This is a genomic window from Vreelandella neptunia (assembly GCF_000712975.1).
GTDB classification, from domain to species: domain Bacteria; phylum Pseudomonadota; class Gammaproteobacteria; order Pseudomonadales; family Halomonadaceae; genus Vreelandella; species Vreelandella qaidamensis.
The window spans coordinates 906,272-923,507 of sequence record NZ_JHQL01000001.1; the positions used below are offsets into that span (position 1 = coordinate 906,272).

General features: G+C 51.3%; 15 protein-coding genes. 6 read left to right on the plus strand and 9 right to left on the minus strand.

Translation table 11 applies throughout. From position 1 onward, the window contains the following. Positions 1–92 precede the first annotated feature (92 nt). A complete protein-coding gene (gene mscK / locus CR46_RS0104210; protein ID WP_030070259.1) occupies positions 93–3,443 on the plus strand; it encodes a mechanosensitive channel MscK in 3,351 nt (1,116 codons plus the stop codon). A gap of 43 nt (positions 3,444–3,486) precedes the next feature. On the opposite strand, the gene CR46_RS0104215 is transcribed toward mscK, so the two are convergent. Genes CR46_RS0104215 through CR46_RS0104225 form a run of 3 tightly spaced genes read right to left on the minus strand, consistent with a single transcriptional unit; the run spans position 3,487 to position 7,592 of the window. Then, entirely contained in the window at positions 3,487–4,254 is a 768-nt protein-coding gene (locus CR46_RS0104215) for a TlyA family RNA methyltransferase (RefSeq protein ID WP_030070260.1), read from the minus strand. Between the two features lie 53 nt (positions 4,255–4,307). Beyond that, the gene (locus CR46_RS0104220; protein WP_030070261.1) at positions 4,308–6,338 is read right to left on the minus strand and encodes a hypothetical protein; all 2,031 of its coding nucleotides are present in this window, start codon (positions 6,336–6,338) and stop codon (positions 4,308–4,310) included. A 30-nt stretch (positions 6,339–6,368) separates the two neighbouring features. Then, a complete protein-coding gene (locus tag CR46_RS0104225; protein WP_030070262.1) occupies positions 6,369–7,592 on the minus strand; it encodes an ATP-grasp domain-containing protein in 1,224 nt (407 codons plus the stop codon). A 212-nt stretch (positions 7,593–7,804) separates the two neighbouring features. On the opposite strand from CR46_RS0104225, the gene CR46_RS0104230 reads away from it, so the two are divergent. The 3 genes from CR46_RS0104230 to CR46_RS0104240 all read left to right on the plus strand — a co-directional run bounded on the left by CR46_RS0104230 (position 7,805) and on the right by CR46_RS0104240 (position 9,541). Next, positions 7,805–8,134, plus strand: a complete 330-nt coding sequence (locus tag CR46_RS0104230; protein WP_009100748.1) for a DUF1820 family protein — start codon at positions 7,805–7,807, stop codon at positions 8,132–8,134. An 85-nt stretch (positions 8,135–8,219) separates the two neighbouring features. Further along, entirely contained in the window at positions 8,220–8,855 is a 636-nt protein-coding gene (locus CR46_RS0104235) for a TIGR04211 family SH3 domain-containing protein (RefSeq protein ID WP_030070263.1), read from the plus strand. Between the two features lie 53 nt (positions 8,856–8,908). Continuing rightward, positions 8,909–9,541: a thiopurine S-methyltransferase gene (locus tag CR46_RS0104240; protein WP_030070264.1), complete on the plus strand. Its 633-nt coding sequence runs from the start codon at positions 8,909–8,911 to the stop codon at positions 9,539–9,541. A gap of 54 nt (positions 9,542–9,595) precedes the next feature. On the opposite strand, the gene CR46_RS0104245 is transcribed toward CR46_RS0104240, so the two are convergent. From CR46_RS0104245 to cysP, 5 genes are all read right to left on the minus strand, one after another. Next, complete coding sequence (locus CR46_RS0104245; RefSeq protein ID WP_030070265.1) at positions 9,596–10,189, minus strand: YajG family lipoprotein; 594 nt, start codon at positions 10,187–10,189, stop codon at positions 9,596–9,598. 171 nt (positions 10,190–10,360) lie between these two features. Beyond that, positions 10,361–11,455, minus strand: coding sequence for a sulfate/molybdate ABC transporter ATP-binding protein (locus CR46_RS0104250; protein WP_030070266.1), 1,095 nt, complete (start codon positions 11,453–11,455; stop codon positions 10,361–10,363). Beyond that, on the minus strand, positions 11,452–12,279 hold the full coding sequence (gene cysW / locus CR46_RS0104255; RefSeq protein ID WP_030070267.1) for a sulfate ABC transporter permease subunit CysW: 828 nt from the start codon (positions 12,277–12,279) through the stop codon (positions 11,452–11,454). Before cysW ends, CR46_RS0104250 begins: the two co-directional genes overlap by 4 nt. Continuing rightward, complete coding sequence (gene cysT / locus CR46_RS0104260; RefSeq protein ID WP_030070268.1) at positions 12,279–13,133, minus strand: sulfate ABC transporter permease subunit CysT; 855 nt, start codon at positions 13,131–13,133, stop codon at positions 12,279–12,281. Before cysT ends, cysW begins: the two co-directional genes overlap by 1 nt. 9 nt (positions 13,134–13,142) lie before the next feature. Then, positions 13,143–14,180, minus strand: coding sequence for a thiosulfate ABC transporter substrate-binding protein CysP (cysP, locus tag CR46_RS0104265; RefSeq protein WP_030070269.1), 1,038 nt, complete (start codon positions 14,178–14,180; stop codon positions 13,143–13,145). Positions 14,181–14,400: 220 nt separating this feature from the next. Here cysP and rpe point away from each other — a divergent pair, with 220 nt between their 5' ends. After that, positions 14,401–15,102 carry a ribulose-phosphate 3-epimerase gene (rpe, locus tag CR46_RS0104270; RefSeq protein WP_030070270.1) on the plus strand — a complete coding sequence of 234 codons (702 nt, stop codon included), beginning with the start codon at positions 14,401–14,403 and terminating at the stop codon, positions 15,100–15,102. Between the two features lie 9 nt (positions 15,103–15,111). Here rpe and CR46_RS0104275 read toward each other — a convergent pair whose 3' ends face one another. Further along, positions 15,112–16,410 (minus strand): NAD(P)/FAD-dependent oxidoreductase, encoded by a 1,299-nt coding sequence (locus tag CR46_RS0104275; RefSeq protein ID WP_030070271.1) that lies wholly within the window; start codon positions 16,408–16,410, stop codon positions 15,112–15,114. 149 nt (positions 16,411–16,559) lie between these two features. Between CR46_RS0104275 and CR46_RS0104280 the strand changes: the two genes are divergently transcribed. Further along, complete coding sequence (locus CR46_RS0104280; RefSeq protein ID WP_030070272.1) at positions 16,560–17,228, plus strand: phosphoglycolate phosphatase; 669 nt, start codon at positions 16,560–16,562, stop codon at positions 17,226–17,228. Positions 17,229–17,236 lie beyond the last annotated feature (8 nt).

The window sequence follows — 17,236 nt, forward strand, 5'->3', positions numbered from 1 at the left end:
CCAGAACGCCTGACAATGATCACCTTACAAATGGTCTTCGTGGTTAGGCTTCTTAGTTGGGGTAGTATTCATGTCGATGAGGCATAGGTAACGTGGTTATAAACGCGCTGAAGGTACTCTCTAAGCACCTCTCTAAGCTTTTCTGTGTTTATTTATTGTTAATATTTACTGGTGCCGGATACGCGCAAACACCGCTGCTTGAGCAAGTCCCCTCTGAGGCACAGTTATCTGAACGATTAGCTGAGCTTGAGTCTCAAGAAAGTGAGCTGACCACAGAGCAGAACCAGGTTAAAGAAGCCTTGTCTGCTGCATTACAAAGCTACGAGCGTCTCCACGCGGTTGAAGAACGCCTTAGCGCGTTAGAAGAGCGGGTTGCTCAGGCACCTGAAATACTGCTCCGCCTAGAACGCGAGCTAAATGCCGCTGAAGAGGAAAGCCAGCAGTTGTCGCTAGGTAACCTTAGTGACATGCCGCTGGAGGAGCTAGAAGCACAGCAAGCAGAAGCTGTGGTAGAGCTTCAGCAGTTGCAAAGCCAATTGGCTGAAGTTAACTCGCAGCTATTGGCAGCACAAACGCTGCCTGAGCGTGCTCAGCAAGCCATTTCAGATGCGCTGCAACGCGCTGAAAGTTTACGGCGCCAAGCGGATGAGCGAGAAGCGCTGCTAGGCGATCGGCAGCTGTCAGCGCGCAACGATGCACAATTAATTCAGTGGCGCATTGAGCGTGCCCTTGCTGAGCAGGAAGTTAGCCTCAATCAACGCGAACTGAGTGCTAATAGTCGGTTACGTGAGCTGGCACAAGAGCGGCGGGAGCTTATTGAACTACAAATAGATCAGCAGGAGCAGCAGCTTAACTTATTGCAAGGTGTCATTGACCGCCAGCGGCGGCTGCTTTCTGAGCAGGCCATTGCGGATGCAGCAAAAAATGATCCGCTGATCGCAGAAGGGCATCCAGTGGTGCTCAATGCCCAGCAAACTAACCAAGCACTGAGTCTTGAATTGCTGCGGGCCACGGATCGAGCGAATGGCATTATACGTGAAAATATTGAGGCCCAGCGCCAGTTAGATCATGTGCGGCAACTTCAGCGCAGCCTTAATGAGCAAATTGACGCTATTCGTGGTAGCCAGCTGTTATCACGTATTCTAAGAGAGCAGCGACAGTCATTACCTCTGGTTGCGCCAAAGCGTAATTTGCAGGATGAGATTGCCGATCTGCGTCTCAAGCAATTTGACTTGATTCGACAGCGTGATCAGCTACGCCAAAGCGATCGTTTGGCGGCTCAGCGCTTGCAGGAAGCAGGGGTAGATGTCACGCCAGGGCTAGTGGACTCCCTAACGCGGCTTTATCAGTCGCGCCGTGAATTAGTAGAGCAGCTTGAACAGTCCTATGGCAGCCTGCTCAGTGCCGCGATTGAGCTACAGCTAAATCAACAACAGTTATTAACAACAACGCGAGATTTACGGGCAACTATCGATGAGCAGCTATTCTGGGTAGCGAATAGCCGTCCTCTGGATTTCAATTGGTTACGACAAATTCCCCATAACCTTCAACTGGAGTGGCGAGAAGGTGAGTGGCGGGCAATTTTGCCCTCTCAATGGCAAGGCTTCTCTTGGCAAATGCTAAGTGGCGCGCCGGTTGTTTTACTTGGCGTAATGCTGATTGGGCTGCGCCGACGAATTAAGTCACGGCTTGAGCTAATTCATTCACAAATAGGCCGGCTGAAAAGTGATACTCAGTTACATACAACAAAGGCTGTGCTTTTAAACGTGCTATTGGCATCGCCAGGCCCACTGGGTTTGGCAGGGATTGGTGTTGCTCTAAGTGAAGCTGAAGGAGCATTAGCAAGTAGCGTTTCACCCGCGCTAATGCAGCTGGCGCTAAGCTGGGCGGTTGTGGCTTTAGGGCGTCGTCTTCTTGTCCACGATGGTGTTGCAGAGCGTCATTTTACTTGGGCGCCAGCTTATACATCGCGGTTGCGTAAACTGCTGGGTGGATTGGGGGTAGCGTTAGTTCCGGTGGTTGCTATTGCTGCGCTTTCAGGGCAAATGGAAACTCCGCTAGCGTTACGCCCGGTGGCGATCGGTCTCTTTGCCGCAGGTTTAATAGCCATGAGCTGGTGGCTGGCACTGTTAATCCTAGCTCATGTACCGTTTTTCGGTGTGCGACTCTTTCGGTTGGTGTTAGGGCTTGCCATGGCGTCGGTACCGCTTGTGCTGCTAGGGCTGGTGCTCTGGGGCTATGAGTATACGGCTTTGCAACTGGTGGCTCGCTTTGCGATAACGCTTTATCTGTTGGGCTTGTGGGTCGTGGTTGAGGCTACCGTTGTTCGTAGCCTAGCAGTGGCGGCCCGCCGGTTAGCGTATCGACGTGCGCTTGCCAGGCGTCGTGCTCAAGTGCAAGAGGGGGCAGAAGGTGGGTTGGAGGTCGTTGAAGAGCCACCTTTAGATATGGAAAAGATCAACTCGCAATCCTTACGCTTATCAAAGTTGATTTTGTTAATCGGCTTCAGTGCCCTGCTGTATCTTGTGTGGTCAGACCTGCTGGCCGTGTTGGGGTATTTGGATCAAGTAGCCATATGGGATGCGGAAGAGGGTGATTTAGTCGGTGACGCGCTATCGCTTTCCGATGTATTTACGGCGCTGCTGGTAGTTGCTATTACCTTTATTATGGCGCGTAACTTGCCTGGTTTGTTGGAAGTGATGGTGCTTTCACGCCTGTCATTAAAGCAGGGCAGCGCTTATGCCATCAGTTCACTACTCTCTTATACCATTGTGGGTACGGGGGTTGTGATGGCGTTGGCGACGCTGGGCGTTTCGTGGAATAAATTGCAGTGGCTGGTGGCTGCACTAAGTGTCGGCTTAGGCTTTGGGCTTCAAGAGATATTTGCCAACTTTATTTCCGGCTTGATTATTCTATTTGAACGCCCAATTCGCATTGGCGACACTATCACGCTCGGTAATCTTCATGGCACAGTGAGCCGAATTCGCATACGGGCCACTACCGTGACTGACTTTGACCGAAAAGAAATCATCATTCCAAATAAAACGTTTGTAACGGATCAGCTCATCAATTGGTCGTTGTCAGATAATGTGACCCGCGTGGTGCTAACTTATGGGGTTGCTCATGGCTCTGATTTGCCTTTAGTGCACGCACTACTGCGTCAAGCTGCGGATGAAAACCCTCGCGTGCTAGAAGATCCAGAGCCTCAGGTTTTCTGTCTGAACTACGGTCCGCACAGCTTGAATTTTGAGGTGCGTATTTTCGTTAACGATTTGCTTGACCGCCTGTTTGCTGCTGACGAAGTTAACTGCCGAGTTGACGAGCTGTTCCGTGAAGCAGGGGTACGGGTGGCCTTCGAACAAATGGACGTGTGGCTGCACCGTGACCCAGGTGAGTCTGTTAAAGTGCAGTCAGCTAACCAACTGCCTTCTGCTAACCGCTAATTACCATTAATCGATAGGTTTAAGGTTAGCATCAGCGTTGGTGTTAAGCGCTTGGTTTTTCATGTTTACTCGCGAGCAGTAAAAACTCCCGATTACCATCGCTGCCGGTAATCGGGCTTTCCTGCCAGTGGCTAATGACTAAGCCGCACTCAGTACAAGCATCGCGTATCTTTTGCTCTACGTCGCTATAACGGCTAGCGTCACGCACAATGCCGCGCTTATCTAGTGCGCCTGGTTCTAACTCAAACTGTGGTTTTACCAATGAAAGCAGTTGCCCCCCAGTGGGAAGAAGGGAGGCAATCTCTGGCAAAATCAGTGTCTGAGAAATGAACGAAACGTCCATTACGGCGATGTCGATAGGATGTTTAGCCACGGTTTGTTGAAGCTCTGTCGAGGACGTCATATAACGGGCATTTAAGCCTTCAAGACAAGTGACCCTCGGGTCGTCACGTAAGCGCTCGGCTAGCTGGGCATGACCAACGTCTACGCCAATCACATGACGGGCACCAAACTGCAATGCGCAGTCGGTAAACCCCCCCGTTGATTGGCCAACGTCTAACACAATAAGCTCTTCCAGGCGCCTATCCAGTGCGTTAAGGACGCCCTCTAATTTCAAACCAGCACGGGAAACATAGCGCTCTTCAGGGTCTTCATCGATATGCAATAAAGTATCTTGCGGCCATTTTTCAGACGGTTTAGCGAGTAGCGTGCCATCTTGAAGCGACACACGTCCGTTACGAATTAATCGCTGCGCACGGGTGCGAGAACTGACCAGCCCTTGGCTGACCAGTAGTTGGTCTAATCGTGTCAATTGAGTCATTGTCGTCAATGTGGCAGTTATTCAGCGCGTCTGGCGAGTCCTTGCTACGGTGTGTGTGGCCCTTCGTCTGCCTGAAGCTCTGTCGGCGGCAAGCGGCTAGCTCCCCAGCTGCGATGCAGGTAGCTTTTTACAGACTCAAGTTCATCATCCGTTACGGTAGCCAGTTCGCCTCGCTCTAATGGGTCATAATGGTAGATATATAGCCGAGAGGTAAATTGTTCAAAGGGTAAAGAAGCCTCGCCAAAGCGCTCTCCGTTACCAGACGTACTTACCTTAACGCCATCTCCCCAATCTTGGCCGCTGTCGTTGTTGGGATTATAAAAATAGATCCTCATGACATCGTTTGGATCTAAAGACGCGCGTAAAATCGTTATTGCATGCCAACCAATAAACCGAGCGGCACTGTCAGTGACGGCGATGCCTGCTGGCTGAGGATGAATCAGCGGTTGGTTACCATTGTAATAGGGATGATAGCTGGCATAAAAGTGACGAATAAAGTTATCTACGCCACTTAGTTGGCCGGTGGCAACGTCAACGTTAATGCTAAATCCACGGCCTGACCACCAACCATGGAACTCTGGGTTGACCCAGCGGTGAGGGTCGCCTTCACGGCCAATGCAGCGTCTACCCATCTCTGCATAGATGCGATCCAAATGGGGCACAACAATCAACGAAGCAGGGTCTAGATCCATCGGCAGTTCAGATGCAACGCCAGATGCACTCTCCATTGAAGAGATTGCCTGACCTTCAAAATGCATAATGATTTCGTCATCCCGTGCTGCCCAGGCGACCATTTGTAACAAATAGTCCGGATCATTGTAGGCCCACATGGAGAGCGCTCTTGCTGACTGGCAAGTTGGGTTGTTGCCTTGCCCTACACCTAACGGCAGCCCCAGCATGCATAGCACACCTTCAATGAGGCGTGCGCGAGGTGATGCGTCGACTCCATAGGCAAGGTTCAATCGCGCTTCTGACCATTCTGAAAGTTTTAAATTTAGCTGTCGCCACATCGCTGGGGCAACCGGAGGCTGATAGAGAATGCCCCGCTCAAGTAGCAGTGCCAAGCCATAGACCGCCTGCGCAGTAGCTGGGTAAACACCGCTGCGAATCAGGGCATGTACCAACTCACGATAGCACAGAAGGCAATCTCGTCCTGTTGATGAGAGGCCTAGGGCTTCTGATAGCAGGTGGTCTCCCTCTTCCAACAAATAACGCATAAGAACCGTATGGTAGGGTGATACTAACCCTGTGTCGTGCATGGCTCGGGCGAAGCCGGTAGATTCTGCTTGTAAAGCAGCATTATCCATACGTTCCAGTCGTTCACGATAAAGAGCTACGCCAGGGTCTTCACGGCAAGCTTGCGTTGGCCCAAAAAGTGAACTGACCAGTCTATCAGCCCCTTGGCCACTTGCGCCTAAATCAATTTCTGGATTGACTTGGCACAGCGCAATTTGAGTAATCATCTGTTTGATGGCATCAACTTGAATTGGGCGCTGCTTTAAAATGCGCCATATTTCATCAATAAGTTGATCAATCACATGTTCGTAACCAATGCGCTCGGCTAAATGTTTGAACAATTGCCTAGGGATAGTTGCTAAGCGTCCCTGAGTTTCTCGTTCGGCCTCACTTGGTGCGTTAAATAACAGCCATAAATTAATGGCCATTACTTGGGTTAAATAGTGGTGAGCGTGCTCTTGAGATACCAGTGCGTGAAGGTAATCACCTTTGGCAACTGCTAAAAGCCTCAATTCACTCAGAGCTTCAATTACCACCACGTTAGGGTCAGCACTTCTAAGTGAAAAAGTAGTTAGTGTAGGTACTAGAAACTGCGGTGTTTCCCAGTCTGAACCTGCAAACACTCCGGCGGATTCAAAATCCGCCGCGCGAGATTCGAGGGCGGCGCAGCCACCCTCTTGCATCAAGATTCTGCGCGCAGTATCCATTACGCGAGGCAGCTTTGCCGGTTTAGAAAAAGCAGGAGCCTGCATAAGCAGGCGCACCGCCTCATCAAATTTTTTCAAAAGTCCGTTAAGCTTGCCATCTTCATAAGAAGATGCCTCTTGATTGGTCGTCACGTTGACTCCTTATCCCAGCCGTAACGGGGATTATACATAGAAGTCGAGGTCTTCTTGGCGTTTAAGAAGATCGCGTAGTGTGTGCGCATCTTCACCTTTAAAGTAGACCAAGCCCCAATGGGTACCAAACGCTGTACGTTTAGTGACGGTTTCTTCAACCGGTGATGTCAGTTCGTGAGATTCAAAGTACGGGTGATCCTCTGTTTCTTCAGGGATCTCTAAGCGGCTAACAACCCGACGGCGGGGATACACGCCAAAGCAGCCCGCGAACCCATCTGCGTCCACCACTTCTTTGGGAAAGAAAGCCGCAACTTCCTCTTTGGTGCTTTTGGGGTCGAAGACCAGCATCGAAGCTTGGTAGGCGTTAAAGCCATACACCCGCTCAAGAAGTTCAAATACTTTAAAGCCGGGTGGACGATAGGCCACTTCGCCAAAGTACATTTCACCATCGCTGGTCACAAAGTACTCGGGGTGAATAAGGCCGAACTCAATATCAAACGCTTTGATCAGTTTTTCAATTTGCGCTGTAATCTGCTCGCGGTATTTTTCAAGTTCAGGAGATGCGGGCACAAATACCGAGTAGCCAAGTGTCACGTACTCTGAGATATTCAGAAAAGCGATCTTACCGTCATGGATCCACGCTTCAACGGCAAATTCCCAACCATCCAAGTGTGATTCCATCAACACCGGGAACTCTTCATCGGGAATCGTATCAACTTCATCCGGTGTACGAATCACCCGGTGACCAAGACACCCTGCCTTATCAAACGCTTTGAGGTGGATAGGGTCGTTAGGATCGCCATCCAGCTTGAGTAGCGTTTGGTTAACACGTTTAAGGAAGCGGACAACGTCATCTTTATCGTGGGCTTCTTCGAAAATGCCTACGCGAATGCCGCCAAGCTGTGCGCGGCGTTTCATTAGCGCTTTATCGCGAAGTAGTAACGACTGGCCATAAATGCGCGGATTATCGAGCAAGACAGAGTTAATTGCGCCCGCCCACTCTACGGTCTCTTCATAAAGTGGGATTGCAACATCGACGCCTTTCTCTTTTAACGTTTCAGCAATTTCGATAGAACGATCGTTGAGACGCTCAAAATTCCAGGGAACGTAGGGAATATCATGTTTTTGGCAGTAATCCTCGGCCCAGTCGGGTGCAACCACGATGTAGCGGCGGTCAAAATTCTCTGCCGCTTCGATCGCATTGAGGCTCCAACCTAGTAGGGCGATATAGCCCTTATTGGGATCCTTTTGCATGATGGTGACTCCTGTGGGTGAGTGAATAAAGTTGCCATACCACTTACTTCACCATACACGATAGGGCCTCCCGACGGCTAATTAGCAGCCTCTGAAGGTGAAAATGGCTAAAAATAAGTGCTTTTCATAGTGTGTAGTAAAGAGCAAACCCCTGAGTATGTTAGGCTAGGCGCCTCAACATTATGTTCAAGTGGCAAGAGGAATAGGCCAAGATGGCGGCCAAGCCGATCTACCGTGTGGTGGTTCACCAGCAGGGTGAAATCTGGGATTTATACGTCAGAGAAATTTTTCAAAGCGAACTCTGGGGCTTTATTGAAGTCGAGGAGTTTGTCTTTGACGATGCGTCGCGGGTTGTTGTCGATCCAGGGGCAGAAAAATTACAGCGCACCTTTGAAGGTGTTAAGCGCAGTTACCTGCCGCTTAACGCTATTGTGCGCATTGATGAAGTTGAACGTGAAGGCCCTTTAAAAGCTGTCAAGAGTGATGCCCGCGTCGCAGAGTTTCCTCGTCCCTTCCCGTTACCGCCTCGTGGGGAAGGGTAAGCGCCTAAGACAAGCGCACCGCTTTGAGCGATACGCGCGATTGGCTTCGTCGGCTACGCGCGTTTTATGATCAGGACATGACGTCATGCAAGTAAATAAACTTCGTAATAGTTGTTACGCCGCCGCCGTTGGTGTGTTGCTGAGCGCTGGGATAGCCCCTGCATTTGCCCAGTCTGATAGCCAGGCCTGGGTCAGCGATGAGTTAAGCACCTACGTGCGTAGCGGCCCAACGGATGGTTACCGCATTGTTGGCACGCTGAATGCGGGCGAGCAAGTTGAAGTTCTTGAAAGGAGCGGGGATTATACTCGCGTCCGTGGCGACGGCGGCGATGCTGTATGGGTGCTGAGCAGTGAGTTACAACAAACTCCCAGCGCCCGTGAGCAGCTGCCTGTATTGCAAACGCAAGTAGATCAACTGACACAAGAGCTGGACGGAATCAACAATACGTGGGAGCAGCGTGTCTCTTCAATGACAGAAACGCTCGAAGTACGTGAGCAGCGTATCGTTGATTTAGAAGCGCGTAATCGCGAGCTAGATAACGAAGCTGAGCAATCTCGCCAGCAGGTGCGCGCATTGCAGGCGCGTTTAGATACGCAAGAAGAAGATTTATTGATGCGCTATTTCATGTACGGCGGTGGGGTGGCCGGTGCTGGTTTGTTAGTCGGCCTGATTGTTCCCCATTTACCACGTCGTCGTAAAAAGAGAGACCGCTGGTTTTAAAGTGGTTTCTACAGCAAGCGTTACGGGTAAATTTTGAGTGTGAGGTAGGTCCAATGGAAAATCCCTGGCGTCAACGTTGGCAGGAAGGACGTATCGGATTTCATTTGTCTGATACGCATCCAGCGTTGGTGCAGCATTGGCCCGCGCTTAACGTAACGCCTAGGGCCAAAGTGCTTGTGCCGTTATGTGGTAAAAGCCTTGATATGCGTTGGTTAGCAGATGAAGGCCACCCCGTTCTAGGTATTGAGTTGGCACCGGAAGCCATAGAGCAGTTTCTGGCGCAGCGAAACGCAGGCGTCTCACGCTATACCCAAGCAGGGTTCAATGTCTCACGCCAGGGTAGCGTTGAATTGTGGTGCGGTGATTTTTTTCATTTGCACATCAAACAGGCGGCAGAAGTGGGTGCGTTTTATGACCGAGCCTCACTGATTGCGCTGCCTCCCGCCACCCGAGAACGCTATGCCTTTCATCTTGCTCAGTTAGTGCCCCCAGGAGCCCGGGGGCTGCTAGTTGGGTTAACCCATGATGATGGTAATGCCGGCCCACCTTACAGCGTGCCTAATAGTGAAATTGAGCGTTTGTTTGTGCCCAACTTTCGCATTGAGCTGGTTGAGAACAAACCGGCAGACGAGCGGGGGCGCAGTGAAAGCGTTTGGGCGCTAGAGCGTCGTGGGCCACGCATATGAATCTGCCCGCCAAGCGGGCAGTTTTTCTCAGTATAAACCGTCGGTATGAACTGTTTAACGGGCGAGCAAGCGACCAAGCTCAGGGTCACTAAACGCACGGTTTAAACCATCGCTTAACAAGTCGTTTAACATACGTGTATTAGCATCTTCACCGGGTTTAATGGCATAGCCCTGGGTGCGGCGTGATGTGTACGTGCCCGTATAGGTTGTGCCCTTATTCTGAGCAATTGCCCGGAAAACCCCTTCAAGGCGCGCTTCGTCAATCAACGGCTGGCCGCTATCACCTTTGGCATAGTTAAGGTTTGCCAGCTCAAGCGTAATACTTGGACGACCTTGAGCAGCCTCGCGTGTGGGATTAAAGCCCATATCACGCACAGCGCGTTCTGCTTCAGCTTGGAGCTGTGGAATTAACTCATGACTACTCACGGTAATCTGCGAAGTAGACATACTGCCACCCGCGCGGGTCCCAATCACTTCGCTTTCCCGAGCATCGGTAGCGATGACAGTGACCTGTTGGCCAGCGCCTGTTTGCGGGACACTGGCGCTACGCTCTGGGCTTAGCTGAAGGTATTGAGGGCTAGCGCAGCCCGCTAGCAAAATGCTGGTAAGCAACGCACCAGTGAGGTGTAAAAAATGGCGCCGACGCATACAATTCTCCGCTGTAACCGAAAATAGGTGACAAACTAGTAGGTATCAAAACGCTGAGCCTACGCTCAGTATTTTACAAGCATGCCCTTGACTGACCGAATACGACAGCCAAACAAAAGGCTTAGTTAACTGCCAGTATAGCGCTGCGTTTGCGTAAGGTGCTACCAACGCTTAGGCCGCGCGGGTCTGCTGCTTCGGCTTTTCCGTTTCTTCTTTAAAACGGTGCCACTGACGTGGATGCGCGAACAAGCGTTGTCCACGGCGCATCTGAAGCTGCTCAAAATCAGCATGGCGCACTGTTGCAAGCCATGGCTTAGCTAGCCAGTCGGCTTCTAGCTCAACACGTACTTCAGCACCTACCGGTGAAATGGCAGTAATCGTTACCGGTAAGTGGCTCTCTGCACTAGGCTGCTGGGCAAGGCGCACTTCATGAGGGCGTAGCAATAACTCTTCGTTACCATCAGGTAAGTCAACATTGAGATGAGCGTCGCCACAGGTAAGTATACCTTGGTGTACTTTGCCTTCTAAGTGATTAACGTCGCCAAGGAATTCAAATACAAAACGGTTTTTGGGGGACCGATAGAGCGTTTCAGGCGTATCAATTTGCTCAATGCGCCCGTTGCTCATTACCACCACCCGGTCAGAAAGCTCAAGCGCTTCTTCTTGGTCGTGGGTCACAAATACGCTGGTAAAGTTAAGTTCTTCATGCAGTCGACGCAGCCAGCGTCGCAGATCCTGGCGTACCTTAGCATCCAGCGCACCAAACGGCTCATCCAATAGCAATACGTCAGGCTCAACGGCCAGGGCGCGGGCTAGTGATACGCGCTGCTGTTGGCCACCTGAAAGTTGCGCAGGTAAGCGGTTAGCTAAATGCTGCAGCTGAACCATTTCCAGCAGCCTAAATACGCGAGCGCGTATCTCACCGTTGGAAGGACGGCGCTTTTTAGGCATTACGGTTAAGCCAAAGGCCACATTGTCGTAAACGCTCATATGGCGAAATAGCGCGTAGTGCTGGAAGACAAACCCAATGCGACGATCGCGCACGTGAACGTTAGTTACATCGCGATCGCCGAACAATATTTTACCGGGTTGAGGAGAGCGATCAGCGCTCTCCAAACCGGCAATAATACGTAGAAGTGTCGTCTTTCCTGAGCCAGACGGTCCAAGTAGGCCGACTAGTTCGCCTTCATGGATATCCAGATTGATCGGCTCAAGCGCTTGGGTGTTGGCAAAGTGCTTGGCGATGTTCTGTAGGCGAATACTCATAAATATGCCTCCTGGCGCGCTGCGCGCCATTCCAGGCCTGCCTTGGCCGCAAGGGTTAACAGGGCAATAAGGGCCAGCAGCGCGGCGCTAGCAAATGCGCCCACCGCGTTGTAATCCTGATAAAGCTGCTCTAGGTGCAGCGGTAAGGTGTTTGTCTTCCCACGAATAGCCCCGGCGACCACCGACACAGCGCCAAATTCACCCACCGCACGCGCGTTGGTGAGGATGATCCCGTAGAGCAGCGCCCAGCGAATGTTAGGTAGCGTGACACGCCGAAAGGTAGTCCAACCACCCGCGCCGAGGGTCACGGCGGCTTCCTCTTCACGGGAGCCTTGGGCCTGCATGAGCGGAATTAGTTCACGTGCCACAAACGGGCAGGTCACGAAAATAGTCACCATTAAAATACCGGGCCAAGCGAACATCAGTTGAATATCGTGGGTGTCTAGCCAGCCACCAATCCAACCATTGCGGCCATAAAGTAATAGGTAAATAAGCCCGGCCACTACGGGTGATACGGCAAAGGGAATATCGATCAGCGTTTGCAAAATACGCCGACCTGGGAAACTAAAGCGGGTCACTAGCCACGCTAGAGCGACACCAAACACCAGGCATACCGGTATGGTCAATAACGCAATAACAAGCGTTAGGCCAATCGCATGTAGGGTGAACGTATTGCTAACGTTGGCCCAAAAGACCATCACACCTTGGGAAAACGCCTGGGCAAAAATGGCCACTAGCGGAAGCAGTAAAAACAACGCTGATAGCAACAGGGCGGTGCCAATGAGTAAACGCCGCACAGCGGGTGCATCACCAATCCGGCGCATTAGCCTTTTCCTCCATGCAAGCGGCGTACAAAGCGACCTTGCCAAATGTTGATCGCCAATAGCAGCGCCAGTGACACAAAGAGCACAACGGAGGCAATTGCAGAAGCGCCAGCGTAGTCATACTCCTGCAATTTGACGAAAATCATCAGCGCAGTGATTTCGGTTTCGTAGGGCATATTACCTGCGATAAAAATAATCGCCCCGAACTCACCTAGTGAGCGTACAAAGGCTAGCCCGGTGCCAGTAACGAGAGCTGGCCACAGGTGCGGCATAATCACTCGTCGAAACGCTACGCCATCGGTTGCGCCAAGAGACATCGCTGCTTCATCAACTTCTGCGGGTAAATCTTCCAGCACCGGTTGCACAGTGCGTACCACAAACGGAATGCTGGTAAACGTCATGGCCAGTGCAATGCCTACCCAGGTGTAGGCTACTTGGAACCCTAGCGGCTCTAATAAGCTGCCCATCCAGCCGTTACCCGCATACAGTGTGGCTAGAGTAATACCTGCTACCGCTGTGGGGAGCGCAAAAGGTAAATCCATTAAGGCATCTAGAAGACGCTTGCCAGGAAACTCATAACGAACCAGTACCCAAGCAAGTAGTAAGCCAAATACTGCATTAACCAGCGCCGCGACAGCCGCTGCTCCTATGGTGACCATGTAACTGGCCACCACACGACCTTCGGTAATAATGGCCCAGTATTCGGCAAGGCTCAGCCCTGCTAACTGACCAAATAGACCAGTGATCGGGAGAAGGAGTACCAGCGAAATGAAGAGGACGCTGATCCCCATAGACAGGCCAAAGCCCGGCAGCACGCGAGCACTGCCGGACCGCCATATTGCTAGCTGGCTCATGAGATTCCGTTAACGACGTTGCAGTTGATCAAGTAGGGCTCCGCCTTCAAAGTGGTTTTCCATTGCTTCTTCCCAGCTGCCAAACACATCTTCAACTTCAAAGAGTTCGGTATCGGGGAATTGGTCAGCAAATTCAGCCACAACCGTTTCGTCGTGAACGCGATAGTTAAAGCCTGCCAGCAAGCGCTGAGTATCTTCACGGTAGAGGTATTCAAGATAGCTCTGAGCAAGATCGCTATTGCCATTACGCTCAGCATTTTCACCCACCACCGCAACGGGGAACTCTGCCAGAATACTGACCGGCGGCACGATGACTTCGTAGTCGTCGCTGCCGTATTCGCTGCGGATATTGTTCACTTCTGATTCAAAGCTGATTAATACGTCGCCAATGCCGCGTTCGATAAAGCTTGTGGTGGCACCACGGCCGCCGGTATCAAACACCGCAACATTGCGCAGGAAGGTGCGCATAAAGTCCTGGATTTTTTCTTCATCACCGTCAAATTGGTTATCGGCGAAGCCCCAGGCAGCTAAGTAGGTGTAGCGACCGTTACCGGACGTTTTAGGGTTCGGGAAGACCATTTGCACGTCTTCTTTCACTAAGTCGTCCCAACTTTCGATGCCTTTTGGATTGTCTTTACGGACCAAAAACGCAGTAGTGGAGTAGTAGGGAGATGCATTATTGTCGAATGCGTCTTGCCAGTCTTCTGCTACTAAGCCCGCATCCGCAAGCACTTGAACATCAGTTACCTGGTTGAAAGTAACTACATCCGCACGCATTCCTTGCATAATCGCGCGCGCTTGCGCTGAAGAGCCGCCGTGAGACTGACTAATGGCAATCTCTTCACCGTGCTCTTCTTGCCACCACGCTTGGAATTCCGGATTGATAGCTGAAAACAGTTCACGGGCAATATCGTAAGAGGAGTTCAGTAACTCGCGCTCTTGAGCCATCGCAGTGTTAGAAACAGCGGTGGCAGCCATAGTAGCGCCAACAGCGGTGGCTATTAGGCTGCGGCGCAGGCCAGTACGGAAAAAAGTAGATCGCGTCATTACAACAGGCTCCTTACATCTGGGGGCGATTTAATCGCAATGATGCTAAGGTTAAACCTGTGATTGTGGAATTACAATTATGTTTTATATTCTATTTGGGAATATGTATTTAAAGATATTCATTCTTTGACGGCTGAGCTTTAACGACAGGGCGGTGGGCTTCCTAGGTGGCTCTGGTAAGATATATCTTCTTTTTCCCCTGTTAACCTAGGAACGCATTATGAGCGCCGAGCAGGACTTTCTGATTGCCCCTTCGATTCTTTCCGCTAATTTCGCGCGACTTGGTGAAGAGGTCGACAATGTGTTGGCTGCTGGGGCCGATATTGTCCATTTCGATGTCATGGATAATCACTATGTGCCGAATCTGACCATCGGGCCGATGGTGTGCAAAGCGCTGCGCGACCATGGCGTGACAGCGCCCATCGATGTGCATCTAATGGTCAAACCCGTAGATCGTATGATTAGCGACTTTAGTGCGGCTGGGGCGAGTTATATTACTTTCCATCCAGAAGCCTCTGAGCATGTTGATCGCTCGCTACAGCTGATTCGTGATAGTGGATGCAAAGCAGGGCTGGTCTTCAATCCAGCGACGCCGCTTTCGTACCTCGATTATGTCATGGACAAAATCGATATGGTGCTGTTGATGAGCGTTAACCCAGGTTTTGGCGGCCAGTCGTTTATCCCCGGTACGCTAGATAAATTGCGCGAAGCGCGGGCACGTATTGATGCGTCGGGTCGCCCGATCCGATTAGAAATCGACGGTGGCGTTAAAGTAGAGAATATCGCTGACATTGCCGCTGCGGGTGCCGATACCTTTGTAGCTGGTTCGGCTATCTTCAACACTCACCAAACAAGTGACCCGCACGGTTACAACACGGTTATTCAACAAATGCGCGCTGAGTTGGCAAAGGTTAATGGCTAAGCGTACAACTTAATGCAATTTCATACGGGGCTTTAAGTAGCGATTTAGCTTATCAACCAGCCACGCGAGTCCCGTTTTGGGTGCGCCATGAATAGACAGCTGATGCATTCGATAAAGCGATGCATAGGCTTGGCGCGCCAACCAGCCTTCCAAAAATAGTCCACGAGACGCAGAGCTGCGCATTAGGTTTCCCACCGCATCGTAACGGGCAAGCGACACTAGCGAGCCGTGGTCGCGATAGACAAAGTCGTTAAGTGGTTTGTCATCCAATAACCGAACTAAGTTTTTAGCAAGCACCTTGGCTTGTTGATGAGCTGCCTGGGCCCTGGGTGGAACGGAGCCCTCTTCGCCTTGAGGGCAGTTAGCGCAATCACCCATGGCAAAAATATGCGGGTCATCCACGCTTTGCAGCGTCTGATGAACGCTAAGCTGATGCTTTTTATTAGTTGTCAGGCCAAGTTCTGCCAGAAATGGCGGCGCTTTGATGCCCGCCGCCCACACGTTTAGGTCAGTTTCGATAATCTCGCCATCGCCTGTCACTAAGCGATACTCCTCAGCCTCCTGAATAGCGGTGCCGACATGGACGTTTACGCCCATATTTTCGAGCTCTTGTTGCACGGTTTCGCTAATACGTTCTGATAAGCCAGGCAGCAGGCGTGGCGCCGCTTCGATGAGGTGTACGCTAATCGTTTGGTGGTCTATCGCGGTTACGCCGTAGGCGTTAAGCAAGCGCGAAGCATCTAGAAGTTCTGCGGAAAGCTCGACGCCTGTTGCGCCGCCGCCGACTATGCCAATGGTCAGCTCTTTATGCTGGCGCAGTTCTGGATCGGTATAGCGCAAAAAGGTATTGATCATATCGCGCTGAAACGCCTTGGCCTGCTGGGGTGAATCAATAAAATGGCAGTGCTCAGCAACGCCTGTGGTGCCAAAGTCATTGGAAACACTGCCCAGCGCTAATACGAGGTAGTCATAACTAAGCTCCCTGGCTGGAAGTACTTCAATGCCGTCCTCATCTTTAATTGGCGCTAGGTGAATGATTTTTTGTGCGTGATCAAGGCCATTTAAAGAACCACGCTGGTAGCGGTAATGGTGTGCGGAAGAGTGGCCGCGATAATCCACTTCATCCATGCTGGAGTTCAGCACGCCGGTAGCGAGTTCATGTAACAGTGGTTTCCATACATGAGTAGCATTGCGGTCGAGCAGCACAATCTCGGCGCGCCTTTTTTTGCCGAGCGTGCGCCCTAAGCGTGTTGCTAGGGCAAGTCCACCGGCACCGCCGCCCACAATCACAATTCGAGGAATGGCCATTACTTTCTCCTTGCCTAAGATAGCAACAGCATAGAACTTTCTCGCGTGTCTGACGACGCGCTAAGCAGGTAAGATAATAAAAGTTAACAGCGGATGCGTCTGATCTGTATTGGAATATTCTAATGGCAATAGTTTAGGGAGAGAGCCACGTGCACGCCATTTTGCAGGGTAAGCGATTAATTGCGTTTGATTTAGATGGCACGTTGATTGATTCAGTGCCAGACCTGGCGGTAGCGGTTCAGCATGCGCTTGGTGATGTTGGACTGCCTCTACCTGGTGAAGAGCGCGTGCGAGACTGGGTGGGTAATGGTGCTCAGGTGCTAGTCGAAAGAGCGCTGACCTGGGCGTTAGCAGAAGCGCCAGGGCAGGTATTGCAAACCACCGCCTATGAAGCTTTTATGCGCCATTATGGTGCTGCTCCTAATGCGCTAACTCAGCTCTATCCAGGCGTGCAAACAGCGCTACACGATTTGCATAAGGCAGGCTATCCACTGGTACTGATTACTAACAAGCCAGAGCGCTTTATTGCGCCAATTTTGAGCCATTTTGGTCTGTTAACACTTTTTACATATTGCATTGGCGGCGACACGCTTGCCGAGAAAAAACCCAGCCCGCTACCGCTACTTCATGTGGCCCAACAGCTGGATATTCCATCTTCAGCATGTGTCATGGTAGGAGATTCACGCCACGATATTGCTGCTGGCAAGGCTGCTGGCTTTGCCACCGTGGCGCTACCTTACGGCTATAACCATGGCGAACCAATTGAGCATAGCCAGCCGGATCTGATTATTGACTCATTGCTAGCGCTAACGGAATAAGTTAAGCG

Coding starts and splice junctions, on each gene's coding strand:
- cysP (WP_030070269.1), bottom strand. CDS start 14,180: ATGACGCGATCTACTTTTTTCCGTACTGGCCTGCGCCGCAGCCTAATA.
- rpe (WP_030070270.1), top strand. CDS start 14,401: ATGAGCGCCGAGCAGGACTTTCTGATTGCCCCTTCGATTCTTTCCGCT.
- cysT (WP_030070268.1), bottom strand. CDS start 13,133: ATGAGCCAGCTAGCAATATGGCGGTCCGGCAGTGCTCGCGTGCTGCCG.
- cysW (WP_030070267.1), bottom strand. CDS start 12,279: ATGCGCCGGATTGGTGATGCACCCGCTGTGCGGCGTTTACTCATTGGC.
- CR46_RS0104250 (WP_030070266.1), bottom strand. CDS start 11,455: ATGAGTATTCGCCTACAGAACATCGCCAAGCACTTTGCCAACACCCAA.
- CR46_RS0104275 (WP_030070271.1), bottom strand. CDS start 16,410: ATGGCCATTCCTCGAATTGTGATTGTGGGCGGCGGTGCCGGTGGACTT.
- CR46_RS0104225 (WP_030070262.1), bottom strand. CDS start 7,592: ATGCAAAAGGATCCCAATAAGGGCTATATCGCCCTACTAGGTTGGAGC.
- CR46_RS0104240 (WP_030070264.1), top strand. CDS start 8,909: ATGGAAAATCCCTGGCGTCAACGTTGGCAGGAAGGACGTATCGGATTT.
- CR46_RS0104235 (WP_030070263.1), top strand. CDS start 8,220: ATGCAAGTAAATAAACTTCGTAATAGTTGTTACGCCGCCGCCGTTGGT.
- CR46_RS0104245 (WP_030070265.1), bottom strand. CDS start 10,189: ATGCGTCGGCGCCATTTTTTACACCTCACTGGTGCGTTGCTTACCAGC.
- CR46_RS0104230 (WP_009100748.1), top strand. CDS start 7,805: ATGGCGGCCAAGCCGATCTACCGTGTGGTGGTTCACCAGCAGGGTGAA.